Source organism: Parabacteroides timonensis (genome assembly GCF_900128505.1).
GTDB lineage: Bacteria > Bacteroidota > Bacteroidia > Bacteroidales > Tannerellaceae > Parabacteroides > Parabacteroides timonensis.
The window spans coordinates 990,239-1,006,829 of sequence record NZ_LT669940.1; the positions used below are offsets into that span (position 1 = coordinate 990,239).

General features: G+C 44.5%; 12 protein-coding genes. All 12 read left to right on the top strand.

Features of this window, described 5'->3' with window-relative positions:
- Positions 1-2 precede the first annotated feature (2 nt).
- Entirely contained in the window at positions 3-2,393 is a 2,391-nt protein-coding gene (locus BQ7394_RS04550) for a glycoside hydrolase family 88 protein (protein ID WP_075556280.1), read from the top strand.
- 817 nt (positions 2,394-3,210) lie between these two features.
- Complete coding sequence (gene ilvD, locus BQ7394_RS04560) at positions 3,211-5,043, top strand: dihydroxy-acid dehydratase (protein ID WP_075556865.1); 1,833 nt, start codon at positions 3,211-3,213, stop codon at positions 5,041-5,043.
- A gap of 108 nt (positions 5,044-5,151) precedes the next feature.
- Positions 5,152-6,852, top strand: coding sequence for a biosynthetic-type acetolactate synthase large subunit (ilvB, locus tag BQ7394_RS04565; RefSeq protein WP_075556282.1), 1,701 nt, complete (start codon positions 5,152-5,154; stop codon positions 6,850-6,852).
- A 12-nt stretch (positions 6,853-6,864) separates the two neighbouring features.
- A complete protein-coding gene (gene ilvN / locus BQ7394_RS04570; protein WP_075556283.1) occupies positions 6,865-7,416 on the top strand; it encodes an acetolactate synthase small subunit in 552 nt (183 codons plus the stop codon).
- A gap of 39 nt (positions 7,417-7,455) precedes the next feature.
- Positions 7,456-8,187 (top strand): acyl-[acyl-carrier-protein] thioesterase, encoded by a 732-nt coding sequence (locus BQ7394_RS04575; RefSeq protein WP_075556284.1) that lies wholly within the window; start codon positions 7,456-7,458, stop codon positions 8,185-8,187.
- Positions 8,188-8,265: 78 nt separating this feature from the next.
- The gene (ilvC, locus tag BQ7394_RS04580) at positions 8,266-9,312 is read left to right on the top strand and encodes a ketol-acid reductoisomerase (RefSeq protein WP_075556285.1); all 1,047 of its coding nucleotides are present in this window, start codon (positions 8,266-8,268) and stop codon (positions 9,310-9,312) included.
- A 159-nt stretch (positions 9,313-9,471) separates the two neighbouring features.
- Positions 9,472-10,635 (top strand): purple acid phosphatase family protein, encoded by a 1,164-nt coding sequence (locus BQ7394_RS04585; protein ID WP_075556286.1) that lies wholly within the window; start codon positions 9,472-9,474, stop codon positions 10,633-10,635.
- Positions 10,636-11,063: 428 nt separating this feature from the next.
- On the top strand, positions 11,064-12,560 hold the full coding sequence (locus tag BQ7394_RS04590; RefSeq protein ID WP_075556287.1) for a 2-isopropylmalate synthase: 1,497 nt from the start codon (positions 11,064-11,066) through the stop codon (positions 12,558-12,560).
- A gap of 18 nt (positions 12,561-12,578) precedes the next feature.
- On the top strand, positions 12,579-13,976 hold the full coding sequence (gene leuC / locus BQ7394_RS04595) for a 3-isopropylmalate dehydratase large subunit (protein ID WP_075556288.1): 1,398 nt from the start codon (positions 12,579-12,581) through the stop codon (positions 13,974-13,976).
- Positions 13,977-14,009: 33 nt separating this feature from the next.
- Positions 14,010-14,597, top strand: a complete 588-nt coding sequence (gene leuD / locus BQ7394_RS04600) for a 3-isopropylmalate dehydratase small subunit (protein ID WP_075556289.1) — start codon at positions 14,010-14,012, stop codon at positions 14,595-14,597.
- A gap of 23 nt (positions 14,598-14,620) precedes the next feature.
- Positions 14,621-15,019, top strand: a complete 399-nt coding sequence (locus BQ7394_RS04605; RefSeq protein WP_075556290.1) for a GxxExxY protein — start codon at positions 14,621-14,623, stop codon at positions 15,017-15,019.
- Between the two features lie 58 nt (positions 15,020-15,077).
- Entirely contained in the window at positions 15,078-16,589 is a 1,512-nt protein-coding gene (locus tag BQ7394_RS04610) for an alpha-isopropylmalate synthase regulatory domain-containing protein (RefSeq protein ID WP_075556291.1), read from the top strand.
- Positions 16,590-16,591: the final 2 nt, after the last annotated feature.

The window sequence follows — 16,591 nt, forward strand, 5'->3', positions numbered from 1 at the left end:
AGATGAAAAGACTTGTATTGTTGATACAGCTTGTGATGTTGTTTGTGCCGTCAAAATATCTGACGGCACAGACAAGAAATTGGGACATTCCTCCCTATGCAGAAGATTATGCTTTTATCACAAATGATGGAGCGTGGTGCTGGTTTTCAGACCCGAGAGCCATTTATGTTGATAACAAAATGTTTGGCGGCTTCGTGGACAAGGAGGGAAGTATCTGGGCTTTTAGTTATAATCCGGATACCCAGGAGAAGGAACAGTTTAAACTAAGTGACAAATTCGACTACGATGACCATGCAAATCCATCTATCATGGCTTTGCCTGACAAGCGATTGGTTTTATATTTCTCAGCTCATGGAGGCACCAAAAATTCTCCGATATATTATGCTATTACGGAAAAGCCGGCAGACATTCGCTCCTGGGGCAAACTGCAGAATATTGACCCGCAAATGCCAGGCTCATTAGGAGTCTGTTATACAAATGCAGCTATGCTGTCTGAAGAAAGCAATCGTACTTATTTGTTTTTCAGAGGGCGTAATTTTAAACCTACTTTCGTTTTTACCGATGATTTTAAGAAATGGAGTAATCCGGTAACGATTGTTGTTAATGATACTATCTATGGGGAGCAGGGACGTCCTTATATGAAAGTAACGACCAACCATAAAAACAAAATCTTTTTTGCCTTTACAGATGCGCATCCGCGCGATAGAGCTACTAATTCCATCTATTTTATGATGTATAAGAATGGCAAGTTATGCAAGGCGAATGGAGAGGTTATATCAGAAAGTTTTGATAAGCCGGTAATGCCTAGCCAGACCGATAAAGTGTATGATGCAACTAAAACATTTGATAAAGCTTGGATATGGGATGTAGCGTTTGATAAAGAGGAAAATCCAGTTTTGGTATATGCTCGTTTCTCTCATGGCCGGAGTATTCATTCTTATTGGTATGCTCGCTGGACAGGTTCTGAATGGAAAAACTACAAGATAACTGATGCGGCTCAATGCTTTATGCGTAACGACTACAATAATAAGAATTATCTGGAAACGGAAGAAAACTATTCGGGAGGCGTTTATCTGGATCATGAGAACCCGTCTGTTGTTTATACTTCACGGCCTATTAATAATGTGTTTGAAATTGAGAAATGGACGTTTACCGGAAACGACAAAGACTCTTGGATTTCCGAACCGCTGACAAAAGATTCCGAACGGGATAATATCCGTCCTTTCGTTGTTCGCAATCATTCGGGAAATCAGCCTTCTGTGTTGTGGATGTATAATTATAAATATCCGGGCTTCCGGGCTTATGATTGTGCGATTAGAGTAAATCAAAAGGCGAAAGGGTTTGATAATAGTTTGAATAAAGAAGCTATTAAAACAGTTGCAACCCAAGTGGCAGACTGGCAGGTTCGTGATTACCAGACGGCTCCTTTCAGTAGCAATGTGGCACGTGGCTGGCGTAATGGTGTGTTATATAACGGTATGTTCGACTGGGCTGAGTTGAGCGGTGATAATAAGTACTTCAAATATTTGGAAGGAGTCTTCAATAAAGAATACTGGCAGGTTGGAAACCGGATGTATAATGCCGATGATATTTGTGTTGCCCAGGCTTATTTGGATATGTATGTCAGATTTAAGAAAGAAAATATGCTGACTCCAACATTGGCACGGGCTGAATGGGTAATCGAACATCAGCCGACAGGAAACATTGATATCACGAAAGGACATAGCGACCGCTGGTGGTGGTGCGATGCCTTATTCATGGCTCCGGCTGTCTATTCCCGTCTGTATGCTATTACGGGAAATGCAGACTTTATGAAATTTGCGGATAAAGAGTTTAAGGCCACTTATGAACATCTGTATGATAAAGAGGAAAAGCTGTTTTTCCGTGATGGCAATTATCTGGATAAACGGGAAGCCAATGGCGAAAAGGTATTCTGGGGACGTGGCAATGGTTGGGTCATGGGAGGATTGGCCGAGATACTGAAAACATTGCCTGAGAAAGATAAAAAATATCGTCCGTACTATTTGAATTTGTTCCGTGAAATGAGTCGCCGTGTTGCTGAATTGCAGTGCGAAGATGGTTTCTGGCGTGCAAGTATGTTGGATACTGAAACTTATACAGATCCAGAGACTAGTAGTACGGGGCTGTTTGTTTATGCTTTGACTTATGGTGTTAATCAGGGATATCTTTCGAAAGAAGAGTATTTGCCCGTAATTCTCAAGGGTTGGGAGGCTCTTGTTGCATCTGTCGATACAGAGGGAAAAGTCTGTTGGGTTCAACCTGTCGGGCAAGATCCCAAGCGAATAGAAAAAAGAATGACTCAGGTTTATGGAACCGGGGGATTCTTAATGGCTGCTTGCGAGATTTATAAATTGACCGAGAAAATGAAATAATGCAATATGATGAGAGGTTTCGGCTGTTTTTTATTGTGATTTTATTAAGCATATTCTGTATTCAGAAAAAAGTTAGGACAAAGGAGGTAAGTTTCTTGTCATACTTTGTGGTTCCTATTTCTTCAGCAAGATGGGAACGTTCGTCTCCTCACGGTATATTTTCTGAAGTTATGAGAGATATACTGGGACAAAATAATAAATATACTGTAAATGGTTCTGTGAAATTAAACGATTTCAAGGCTTGTCTGGTAAATATTAGATTTTAGGGAAAATACAGAGCATTTTATTCGTCCGGCCTCTCATCATGCATTTACTTTAACATTTTGTTTGAAATTAGATATCTATTATTTTTGTTTCGAAAGGAAATGGCAGGAAAGATAAAATATAGGTGAATTATTGGTTGATGGATTTATTATGTATAGAATAAGAAATCATCTGTGAAAGCTATGAAGTGGGTTATATTCGAAATAAAGAATTGTTGTTTTATGAGAGAGTTCTGTTGGAAGAATTTATTCTGTTAAAATGCAAGATGAACCATCTCTTTCCTTGATAAATGAAAGAAAAAGCAAGATTTTTCTTTTAAATCCTTTGCTCATATAAATTATTGTTCTACATTTGCAGCGTCAAACAAATTAAAGACGATAAGAAAAGATGATGAACAATGTATTACATATTATTCTCGTGGTGGTCCTTCTAGTCATTAGTAGGTAAGGAGAAAGGTGTGTAAGAAGTTGTGAAGTCGTAAATGATATATTCTTAAGCCTTTCTCCATATAGAGAAGGGCTTTTTTATTGACTAAAAGATAAAAACAGATATGATGAAGAATCCGTTAAGAAGTTCATATAGCACAGAGGGTAGACGCATGGCGGGAGCCCGTGCTTTGTGGCGTGCCAACGGCATGAAAGAAGAACAGTTCGGCAAACCGATTATAGCCATCGTGAATTCATTTACCCAGTTTGTCCCGGGACATGTGCATTTGCACGAGATCGGACAACAAGTGAAAGCGGAGATTGAAAAACTCGGCTGCTTTGCCGCAGAATTTAATACGATTGCTATCGATGACGGTATCGCCATGGGACACGACGGAATGCTTTATTCTCTTCCTTCCCGCGACATTATTGCAGACAGCGTAGAATATATGGTGAATGCCCATAAGGCTGACGCGATGGTTTGTATCAGTAACTGCGACAAGATTACTCCGGGTATGCTGATGGCTGCGATGCGCTTGAATATCCCGACAATCTTTGTTTCCGGGGGACCGATGGAAGCCGGAAATCTGGACGGACGCGCACTCGACCTGATCGATGCGATGATCGAAGCTGCCGATGATTCTGTAAGCGATGAACAGGTTGAGAAGGTTGAACGTTCGGCTTGTCCGACCTGCGGATGTTGTTCCGGTATGTTTACTGCTAACTCGATGAACTGTCTGAATGAGGCGATCGGTCTGGCTCTTCCCGGTAACGGTACAGTAGTGGCAACGCATGCCAACCGTACGCGCCTGTTTAAGAAGGCTGCTAAAATGATCGTGGATAATGCGTTCAAATATTATCGTGACGGCGATGATTCTGTATTGCCCCGTAGTATTGCCACCCGTCAGGCATTCCTGAATGCGATGTCGCTCGATATTGCAATGGGAGGATCTACCAATACAGTCCTTCACTTATTGGCTGTTGCTCATGAAGCGGAAGCTGACTTCACCATGAAAGATATCGATATGCTTTCCCGTAAAACTCCTGTCATCTGTAAAGTGGCTCCAAGCTGCTCCTATCATGTGGAAGATGTGAACCGTGCTGGAGGTATCATGGGTATCATGAATGAATTGGTAAAAGCCGGCCTGGTGGATGATTCGGTGAAGCGTGTGGACGGACTGACCCTGGGGCAGGCGATCGACCAATATTGTATCACATCCGTAAATGTAACGGAAGAAGCAATCAATATTTACAAAAGTGCTCCGGCACACCGTTTCAACCTGGTGCTCGGTTCACAGGAAAGCTATTATAAGGAACTCGATACGGATCGTGCAAACGGTTGCATCCGTGATGTGGAACATGCTTATGTAAAAGACGGTGGTCTGGCTGTTCTCTACGGAAATATAGCGCAGGATGGTTGTGTTGTCAAGACAGCAGGGGTAGATGAAAGTATCTTCCGTTTTGCAGGTCCGGCAAAAGTTTTCGATTCGCAGGATGCCGCTTGCGAGGGCATCCTTAAAGACAAAGTCGTCTCCGGCGATGTCGTCGTTATCACCTATGAAGGTCCGAAGGGTGGACCGGGTATGCAGGAAATGTTGTATCCGACCTCTTATATAAAGAGTAAACACCTGGGAAAAGAATGTGCATTGATCACGGACGGACGCTTCAGCGGTGGAACATCAGGTTTGTCAATCGGACATATTTCTCCCGAAGCTGCTGCAGGCGGAGCGATTGGCTTAGTGAAAGACGGCGATATTATTGAAATTAATATTCCCGAGAGAACCATAAACGTAAAGGTAAGCGATGCCGAACTGGCAGAACGCCGCCAGGCAGAAGAAGCCCGCGGACCGAAAGCCTTTACACCTCCTTTCCGCCAGCGTACGGTATCGAAAGCACTGAAGGCATACGCCAAGATGGTTGCTTCGGCCGATAAAGGCGGTGTTAGAGTAATTGACAATTGACAGTGGACAATTGACAATTATAAAAAGTAAAAGACATAATAAGCAGGAAACATTAATAATAACATTCAATTGTCAATTCTCAATTGTCAATTGTCAATTAGAAAAGAGATGGATAAACAAAAGATAACCGGTTCGGAAGCTTTGCTGAAAGCGCTGATTGCTGAAGGAGTAGATACTATCTTCGGTTATCCGGGCGGGCAGGCAATTCCTATATACGATAGTTTATACGACTATAAAGATCAATTGAAACATGTTCTGGTACGCCACGAACAAGGTGCGACACATGCGGCTCAGGGATATGCCCGCGTTTCCGGTAAAGTGGGGGTAACGTTGGTTACTTCCGGACCAGGAGCAACAAATACCATTACCGGTATTGCCGATGCATTGATGGACAGTACGCCGATGGTTGTAATTGCCGGACAAGTTCCGTCTCCACTGCTAGGTACCGATGCTTTTCAGGAAGTCGACGTAATCGGTATTACACAACCAATCACTAAATGGGCCTATCAGATTCGTAAGCCGGAAGAAATAGCCTGGGCCGTATCCCGTGCTTTCTATATCGCATCGACGGGACGCCCCGGTCCGGTAGTACTTGACCTGGCCAAAGATGCACAAGTAGGTTTGGTGGATTATGAATACGAAAAGGTTGATTATATACGCAGCTATCAGCCGGAGCCGGATATCAAACAGGAACGTATTGAAGCCGCTGCCGCTCTGATCAATAGTGCAAAGAAACCATTCTGCCTGGTAGGCCAGGGTGTTATCCTGGGTGGGGCAGAAGAGGAATTGAAAGCCTTTTTGGAGAAAAACGATATACCTGCCGGTTCGACCGTGTTAGGATTGTCGGCACTTCCTTCCGACTTCCCCTTACATAAAGGTATGCTTGGTATGCATGGAAATGTGGGGCCCAACCGGAAGACAAACGAATGTGATGTGTTGATCGCTATCGGTATGCGTTTCGACGATCGTGTAACCGGCGATTTGAAGACCTACGCCAAGCAGGCAAAAATTATCCATCTGGATATCGACAACTCGGAAATCGGAAAGAATGTACCTGTTGATGTAAAGGTATTGGGAAATGCAAAACACACCATTCCGATGATCACCTCTTTATTGGAAGAACGGAAGCGTCCCGAATGGAATGCCGAGTTCGAGCCGGATGAAAAGGAAGAAGAAGAAAAAGTGATCCGTAAGGAACTTTTCCCTACCGAAGGTCAGTTGAAGATGGGAGAAGTAGTACGTAAAGTATCCGAAGCAACCGGCAATGATGCTATCCTGGTTACCGATGTAGGTCAAAACCAAATGATGGGTGTCCGTTACTTCAAATATAAGCAAACCCGTAGTGTGGTCACTTCAGGAGGTCTGGGTACGATGGGCTTCGGTCTTCCCGCTGCTATCGGAGCTAAACTGGGTGCTCCCGACCGTACGGTTTGTTTCTTTACCGGTGACGGTGGTATCCAGATGACTATCCAGGAACTGGGAACCATCATGCAGGAAGAACTGAATGTGAAGATCATCGTTCTTAATAATAATTTCCTCGGTATGGTACGCCAGTGGCAGGAATTGTTCTTCCAGGAACGTTATTCGAACACCATCATGAAAAATCCGGACTTTGTCGCGATAGCCAAGGCTTTCGGTATTGCTTCACGCGCTGTCGACAGCCGTGAAGAACTGGACGGTGCAATAGAAGAAATGCTTAACCATGACGGCGCTTACCTGTTGGTTGCCAACGTGGAAACCTGTGGAATGGTATATCCGATGGTTCCGGCCGGAGGAAGCGTTACGAATATGATTTTAGGTGCTAAGTAAGGAGGAACAATTATGAATACGAAAAAATTATATACCGTTATTATCTTTTCAGAAAACACAGTAGGTCTTCTGAACCAGATAACCGTTATCTTTACGCGCCGGCAACTGAACATTGAGACGCTTTCTGTTTCTCCTTCCGCCATAAAGGGAATACATAAGTTCACAATTACTACCTTTGCCGACGAGGATATGATCGATAAGGTCGTTAAACAGATCGACAAGCGTGTGGATATTCTGAAAGCCTATTATAATACGGATGAAGACCTGGTTTACCAGGAAATAGCTCTTTACAAACTGAGCACCGAACTCTTTATCAAGATGGGTACGGTAGAAGATCTGATCCGTAAGTATAATGCCCGCATCCTCGAAATGAACGAGAGCTGTGTCGTACTTGAAAAGAGTGGTCATTATGATGAAACGCAAGCCTTGTTCAAAGAACTGAGTGAGACGATCGGCGTGTTGCAATTCATCCGTTCCGGCCGTGTTGCGATTACGAAGAGTAAGGTAGAGCGCCTGAGCGATATGCTGTCCTCGATGGAAAAGAAGTTGCAGGATAAACATTAATACAAACAGAAGGACTTCGTCCCTTATAAAAAGAAGAGTATGGAGAAGAACAAAGTAGGAGAATTTCATTTCGTAACCGAGTCTTATCTGATGGACTTTCGGGGTCGCATCACTATTCCGATGATCGGAACTTATTTGCTGCACGCCGCTTCCTGTCATGCCGCCGACCGTGGCTTCGGTTATAACGACATGACCGAAAGGCATACCGCATGGGTGCTTTCCCGTCTGGCAATCGAAATGACTTCCTATCCGGCTATGTCCGAGTCCGTAACCTTATATACCTGGGTCGATGAAGTCGGAAAGTTATTTACCAGCCGTTGTTTCGAACTGGTGAATGGCGAAGGTAAAACATTCGGCTTTGCCCGTTCCATCTGGGCGGCTATCGATGTGGAAACCCGTCGTCCGACTTTGCTCGATGTAGAAGGGCTGAGTGCTTATGTCACCGACCGTCCCTGTCCGATCGAGAAACCCGGTAAGATCTCCCCGGTAGAAAACAAGGTACCCGGTGAGCCCTATCGTGTGAAATACAGCGACCTCGATGTGAATGGACATCTGAACAGTATCAAGTACATGGAACACTTGCTCGACCTGTTCGATATCAGTATGTTCCGTGAAAAAGAGATAAGCCGTTTCGAAATAGCTTATCAGTCTGAAGGAAAGTACGGTATGGAGCTAACCCTTCACAACCAAGAGATATCTCCGGACAAATACAACATGTCCATCTGTCACGAAGGCAAAGCCATCAGCCGTGCTGCTGTCACCTGGACATAACCGTAGGGGCGGGAGCTGCCCGCCCATCACATAGAAATAAATTATTTTATATACATTCATTTTAATAGTAAAAAGAAAATGGCAGTAATGAATTTTGGCGGTGTTGATGAAAACGTAGTAACCCGCGAAGAATTTCCGTTGGAAAAGGCAAGAGAAGTATTGAAAGATGAAACTATCGCCGTGATAGGTTATGGCGTACAAGGTCCCGGCCAGAGCCTGAACTTGCGCGACAACGGTTTTAACGTAATTGTAGGACAACGTAAAGGTGGTAAGACTTGGGAAAAAGCCGTTGCTGACGGTTGGGTGCCGGGCGAAACACTGTTCGATATCGAAGAAGCTTGCGAAAAAGCAACAATCATACAGTATCTGCTTTCAGATGCCGCGCAGATTGAAGTATGGCCGCGTATCAAAAAATACCTGACTCCGGGTAAGGCTTTGTATTTCTCTCACGGTTTCGGTATTACTTATAAAGAACGTACAAACATCATCCCTCCTGCTGATGTAGACGTAATCCTGGTTGCTCCGAAAGGATCGGGTACTTCACTTCGTCGTATGTTCCTGCAAGGCCGTGGCTTGAACTCAAGCTACGCAATCTTCCAGGATGCAACAGGCAAGGCATGGGATCGCGTAATCGCATTGGGTATCGGTGTAGGTTCAGGCTACTTGTTCGAAACAACTTTCAAGAAAGAAGTATATTCTGACCTGACTGGCGAACGTGGTACTTTGATGGGTGCAATCCAGGGATTACTGCTTGCTCAGTACGAAACACTGCGCGAAAACGGTCATGAACCTTCTGAAGCATTCAATGAAACAGTAGAAGAACTTACTCAGTCGTTGATGCCTTTATTCGCGGAAAACGGTATGGATTGGATGTATGCAAACTGTTCGACTACAGCACAGCGTGGTGCTTTAGACTGGATGGGCCCGTTCCACGATGCTACAAAACCGGTATTCCAGAAACTGTATAGCGAAGTTGCCTGTGGTAACGAAGCACAGCGTTCTATCGATACAAACAGTAAGCCAGACTACCGTGAAGGTCTTGAAAAAGAACTGGCTGCTCTTCGCGACAGCGAAATGTGGCGTGCAGGTGCTGTTGTTCGTAAACTTCGTCCTGAAAACAACTAATAATTGGTACGATAAATAAATATTAAACATCTTGCGATATAAAGCGGTAATCCGGCATGTTCTGGGTTGCCGCTTTTTCTTTCCCGTTACTAGCTTGTCAAAACGGTTGAAGAATGTATCTTTGTAAACGAGATTGTTAATAACTTAAAAAGATATACCATGAATAAGATCAATCTTTTCTTTCTCTTTTGCCTGTTAGCTGTTATTCCGGTCTTTGCTCAGGAGGATATCAGGATTACCCATGCTCCTTATCTGCAAAATCTAGGTGAAAATGAAGTGAGCATAGTATGGACTGTCAATAAACCATCCATTGGTTGGGTGGAGTTGGCACCGGATGACGGAACACATTTCTATCAGACTGAACGGTCTAAAACATTCAATGCGAAAAATGGAATAAAGCAGACATCTACTGTTCATGCCGTTCACCTGAAAGATTTGGAGCCCGGGACACGTTATCGTTACCGTATTTATTCACAGGAAGTGTTAAGTCATGTCGGTTGGAAGGTTATTTATGGAAATGTGGCGGCTACCGATGTATACGGGAAGCAACCGTTGACTTTTAAAACAAGCGATCATAATCGGCAATCAGTCAATTTTGCGATGGTAAACGATATACATGGTAAGAGTGATATGCTGGAAAAACTGGTTTCTTATTGTGATCTAAAGACTACTGATCTGTTTTTGTTCAATGGTGATATGGTTTCTATTTTCAATAGTGAGAAAGAGATCTTCGACGGATTTATGAGTAAGGCTACAGAACTGTTTGCTTCGGAGTTGCCGATGTACTATACGCGTGGGAATCATGAAACGCGCGGTTCTTTTGCTACAGCTTTTCAGGATTATTTTTCACCCGGACAAGATCATATTTATTATATGTTCCGTCAGGGACCGGTATGTTTTGTTATTTTGGATTCCGGAGAGGACAAGCCGGATTCCGATATAGAATATTCCGGAATAAATGCCTATGATGAGTACCGTACCGAGCAAGCCGAGTGGTTGAAGAAGGTGCTTGAAAGTAAGGAATATAAAGATGCTCCTTTTAAAGTTGTTGTTTGTCACATTCCCCCGTTTGGAGGTTGGCATGGCGATCAGGAAGTGACTGAGAAGTTCATCCCGTTATTGAATAATGCCGGTGTCGATATAATGCTTTGTGGGCATCTTCATCGATATATACGGAATGAAGCCAAGGACGGTGTGAAATTTCCAGTTATTGTAAACTCCAATAATACGGTATTGAAAGCTGAAGCTCAAAATAATAAACTGAGTATAAAGGTGCTTGATCAGGATGGAAAAGAGGTTGATAAACTGATTATAAATAAGTAAAGACTGAACCCGGATATAAAAGATCCCCGACAGACTGTATAGGTGTTATCCTATTAGTACATAATATAGAATTTAAGTAAACGGATTCATCTGAAAAAGTATTTTAGGTAATGAATTATAGATTCATCTGTGCTTGTGCTTTCATTTTATAATGAAATAAGCGCAAAAAATATCGTTTTATATTTGGTGGTTAAAAAAAAGGCTGTATCTTTGCAGCGTTAAATAAGAAAAGACAATGAAACAGAACATAGCAAATAGTCTCATTATTTCTCTAAACATTATTCTACTCTGGGAACGGGATAGGAAGTGAGACTGTACGTGCTTTTCTGATGCATGAAGATATTAAAGAGCCTTTCTCACTTCCTTGTGAGAAGGGCTTTTTTTATGGATACAAACAAGAGTATAAACAAATTTAAGAGTATAAGATTATGTCAGACAGATTATTTATTTTCGACACCACGTTGAGAGATGGTGAACAAGTTCCGGGATGCCAGTTAAACAGTATTGAAAAGATTCAGGTAGCCAGAGCACTCGAAGAACTTGGTGTGGATGTGATTGAAGCAGGATTTCCAGTATCGAGCCCGGGGGACTTCAATAGTGTGGTTGAGATATCGAAAGCTGTCACTTGGCCAACTATCTGTGCGTTGACTCGTGCTGTCGAAAAAGACATCGATGTGGCTGCCGAAGCATTGAAGTATGCTAAACGCGGACGTATCCATACCGGTATCGGTACTTCCGATTATCATATCCGTTATAAATTCAATTCCAACCAGGATGAAATTCTGGAACGTGCTATCGCAGCTACGAAATATGCTAAACGGTATGTGGAAGATATCGAGTTTTATTGCGAAGATGCCGGACGTACGGACAATGCTTATCTGGCGCGTGTTGTTGAGGCCGTGATCAAAGCGGGTGCCACAGTTGTAAATATTCCTGATACGACCGGTTATTGTCTGCCTGACGAATATGGTGCAAAGATTAAATACCTGATGGAACATGTGGACGGCATACAGAATGCGATTATCTCTACACACTGTCATAATGACCTGGGTATGGCAACAGCCAATACCGTGCAGGGTGTCCTGAACGGAGCACGCCAGGTGGAAGTAACCATCAATGGTATCGGTGAACGTGCCGGCAACACTTCACTGGAAGAAGTAGCCATGATCTTCCGCAGCCACAAAGAACGCGGAATCGAAACCAATATCAATACCACAAAAATCTACGGTATCAGCCGTACGGTTTCCAGCCTGATGAATATGCCGATTCAGCCCAACAAGGCAATCGTCGGACGTAATGCGTTCGCTCACTCTTCCGGTATCCACCAGGACGGTGTATTGAAGAATCGTGAAAGCTATGAGATCATCGACCCGAAAGATGTAGGTATCGACGATAACGCCATCGTGCTGACTGCCCGTAGCGGACGTGCTGCCCTGAAACATCGTCTGAATGTCTTAGGTGTGGAACTGAGCCAGGAAAAGCTGGACAAGGTATATGAAGAATTTCTGAAACTGGCTGACCGCAAGAAAGATATCAACGACGATGATGTATTGATGTTGGCAGGAAAAGACCGTACGGCTACACACCGCATCAAACTGGATTACCTGCAGGTGACTTCCGGTGTCGGTTTACAGTCTGTTGCCAGCGTATGTCTGGATATTGCCGGCGAGAAGTTCCAGGCTGCAGCAGCCGGAAACGGTCCGGTAGACGCTGCCATCAAGGCGGTTAAATCTATTATCCATCGCACGATGACCATCCAGGAGTTTCTCATTCAGGCTATTAATAAAGGTAGCGACGACATGGGTAAGGTACACATGCAGGTGGAATACGATGGAAACAACTACTATGGCTTTGCTGCCAATACCGATATTATCGCAGCTTCGGTAGAAGCCTTTATCGACGCAATCAATAAGTTCGTAAAATAACATAATACATAATTAGCAATGAGCAAGACATTATTTGAGAAGATTTGGGAGAAACATGTGGTAGACACACTGCCCGACGGAACGATCCAGTTTTACATCGACCGTCTGTTCTGCCATGAAGTAACCAGTCCGCAGGCGTTTGCCGGCTTGCGTGCCCGTGGTCTGAAACCATTCCGTCCGGAACAGATTACTTGTATGCCGGACCATAATATTCCGACATTGCACCAGGAGAAACCGATCGAAGATCCTGTGTCTAAGAACCAGGTAGATACGTTAGAAAAGAATGCTAAGGATTTCAATCTGACTTATTACGGATTACAACATCCGAAGAACGGTATCATCCATGTGGTAGGTCCGGAAACAGGTCTGACACAGCCGGGTATGACAATCGTTTGCGGCGACTCCCACACTTCTACCCACGGCGCTATGGGTGCCATCGCTTTCGGTATCGGTACCAGCGAGGTGGAAATGACATTGGCTACTCAGTGTATTATGCAGCGTAAGCCGAAAACGATGCGCATCACCATCGACGGAAAACGTAAACCGGGCGTAACGGCAAAGGATTTTGCTCTTTATATCATCAGTAAAATGACAACAGGAGGTGCAACGGGTTATTTCGTTGAATATGCTGGCGAAGCCATCCGCAATACAACGATGGAAGAGCGTCTTACCATCTGTAACCTGTCTATTGAAATGGGTGCCCGTGGCGGTATGATTGCTCCGGACCAAGTCACTTTCGATTATCTGAAAGACCGTGAATTTGCTCCCCGTGCCGAAGCGTGGGAAAAGAAACTGGCTGAATGGCGTGAATTATACAGCGATCCGGATGCTCAGTTCGATAAAGAGATCGTGTTCCATGCGGAAGACATCGACCCGATGGTGACTTACGGAACGAATCCGGGCATGGGCATGGGCATCCGCGAAAGCATCCCGACTATGGAAAGCGTAGACGAGGCTGGTCGCATCTCTTATAAAAAATCGCTTGACTATATGGGCTTTACTGCCGGTGAACCTGTATTAGGCAAGAAAATAGATTACGTATTCCTGGGAAGTTGTACGAATGGGCGTATCGAGGATTTCCGTGCTTTCGCCTCTTTGGTGAAAGGAAAGAAGAAGGCCGGCGATGTGATTGTATGGCTGGTTCCCGGTAGCTGGCAGGTAGAACGTCAGATTCGTGCGGAAGGTATCGATAAGGTTCTGACAGAAGCCGGTTTTGAATTGCGTCAGCCGGGCTGTTCGGCTTGTCTGGCAATGAATGAAGACAAGGTTCCGGCCGGTAAATATGCCGTATCTACTTCCAACCGTAACTTCGAAGGTCGTCAGGGACCAGGTGCACGTACCATCCTTGCCGGTCCATTGGTGGCAGCAGCAGCAGCAGTAACGGGAAAGATCACCGATCCGAGAGATTTAATGTAATAAGATTACGAACTGAAAAATCAAAAGAACGAAATGAAAGAAAAATTCACGATAGTAACATCCACCTGTGTACCTCTTCCTTTGGAAAATGTAGACACAGACCAGATCATCCCGGCCCGCTTCCTGAAAGCTACCACACGCGAGGGCTTCGGCGATAATCTTTTCCGCGACTGGCGTTATGACAAGGCGGGCAACCCTAATCCGGACTTTGTTCTGAATCAGAATACGTATAAAGGCGAGATCCTGGTAGCCGGAAAGAACTTCGGTAGCGGTTCGAGCCGCGAGCACGCTGCCTGGGCGATTGCGGGATATGGTTTCCGTGCGGTTGTCAGCAGTTTCTTCGCCGATATTTTCAAGAACAACTCGATGAACAACGGACTTGTTCCGGTTGTTGTTTCTCCTGAGTTCCTGGCAGAGATATTCGCATCTGTCGAGGCTGATCCGAAGGCGACGCTGACGATCGATCTCCCTTCGCAGACGATAACTAACAACGCAACCGGTAAAAGCGAATCCTTTGACATCAACGCATATAAGAAAGACTGTCTGGTAAACGGTCTTGACGATATCGATTACCTCTTGGCTAATAAAGAAAAAATAGAAACCTACGAGGCTTCGCGATAAGTAATAACAGATAGGGAACGCAGATGACGCAGAATACGCAGACTGACGCAGATTTTTTATTTAAAGAGGAAACTGATAAGATAATAGGTGCGTTTTATAAGGTTTACCGTACATTAGGATATGGGTTTCTTGAACGAGTTTATCAGAATGCTCTTTATTATGAACTGATGAGGTTGGGATTGGATTGTAAGGTTCAATATCCTATACAAGTTTATTATGAGGGATATATTGTTGGAGAATATGTGGCGGATATGTTGATAAATAATCATTTAATACTGGAACTGAAAAGTGTGGAGGCTTTGTCTCAGGCTCATGAATTCCAGTTGATAAACTATTTAAAAGCAACAAGGATTGAAGTAGGGTTACTGCTTAATTTTGGAGAACATGCTCAAGTAAAACGTAAAGTCTTTAAAAATAAATAATCTGCGTAAGTCTGCGTTTTCAGCGTAGTCTGCGTTCCTTAATAGAAACTATGATATTATGGTAGAAATAATGGATACAACCCTTCGGGACGGGGAACAGACATCGGGTGTCTCCTTTGCGGCTCATGAAAAACTCAGCATCGCACAAATGTTGTTGAGCGATTTGGGAGTGAACCGTGTAGAGGTAGCCTCGGCACGTGTATCGGACGGAGAGTTCGAAGCCGTGAAGCGTGTGGCTGCCTGGGCCGAACGTACCGGAAATCTGCATAAGCTCGAAGTCTTGGGTTTTGTAGATGGCGACGCCTCGCTCAACTGGATCGAATCGGCCGGTTGTCGCGTGGTAAACCTACTCTGTAAAGGTTCGTATAAACACGTAACCGAACAACTCCGCAAATTGCCTGAACAGCATATTGCAGATATCCGTTCTGTTGTATCGCTGGCTACCGAAAAAGGTATTGATGTAAATATTTATCTGGAAGACTGGTCGAACGGGATCAAGAACTCTCCCGATTATGTATTCCTCTTGGTCGATGCGTTGAAAGACCTTCCCATCCGCCGTTTTATGCTGCCTGATACATTGGGCATTCTGAATCCAGGAAATACATACGATTTCTGTAAGCAGATGGTGGATCGTTATCCTGACCTGCATTTTGATTTCCATGCCCATAACGATTACGACCTGGCTGTGGCTAATGTCTACTCGGCTGTGCGGGCGGGAATACACGGTATACATACCACTATCAACGGCTTGGGGGAACGGGCAGGAAACGCACCGCTCAGCAGTGTGATCGCTGTAATAAAAGATCAACTGGGAGGGGAAACTCCTGTCAGAGAAGAAAAGATCAATGCCGCGAGCCGTCTGGTAGAAACCTATTCCGGTATTCATATTGCCCCGAACCGTCCGATCATCGGAGAGCATGTCTTTACACAATGTGCCGGTGTACATGCCGATGGCGACAGCAAAAATAATCTGTATTGCAACGACCTGATCCCCGAACGTTTCGGACGTGTACGCGAATATGCACTCGGAAAAACATCCGGTAAAGCCAATATCCGTATGAATCTGGAATCGCTCGGGATAGATGTCGACGATGAATCCATGCGTAAGATCACCGAGCGTATAATCGAGTTAGGTGATAAGAAAGAAATGGTAACAACCGAAGATCTGCCTTATATCATCAGTGATGTTCTTCACCATGATACGATGACAGATCAACGTATCCGTATATTAAATTATTCATTATCTTTGGCACAGGGACTGAGGCCTGTAGCTACGCTGAAGATCGAGATTGACGGTGAAGCCTACGAAGAATCAGCTTCCGGCGACGGCCAGTACGACGCTTTTGTACGTGCCCTTCGCCGAATCTATTCAGACCTCGGCCGTCCGTTCCCGATGTTGACGAACTATTCCGTATCCATTCCCCCCGGCGGTCGTACCGATGCATTCGTGCAGACGATCATCAGCTGGAATTATGCCGGAGTAGATTTCAAGACCCGCGGCCTCGATGCCGACCAGACAGAAGCTGCCATCAAGGCAACGCTGAAGATGCTGAATAAGATCGAACAATAATT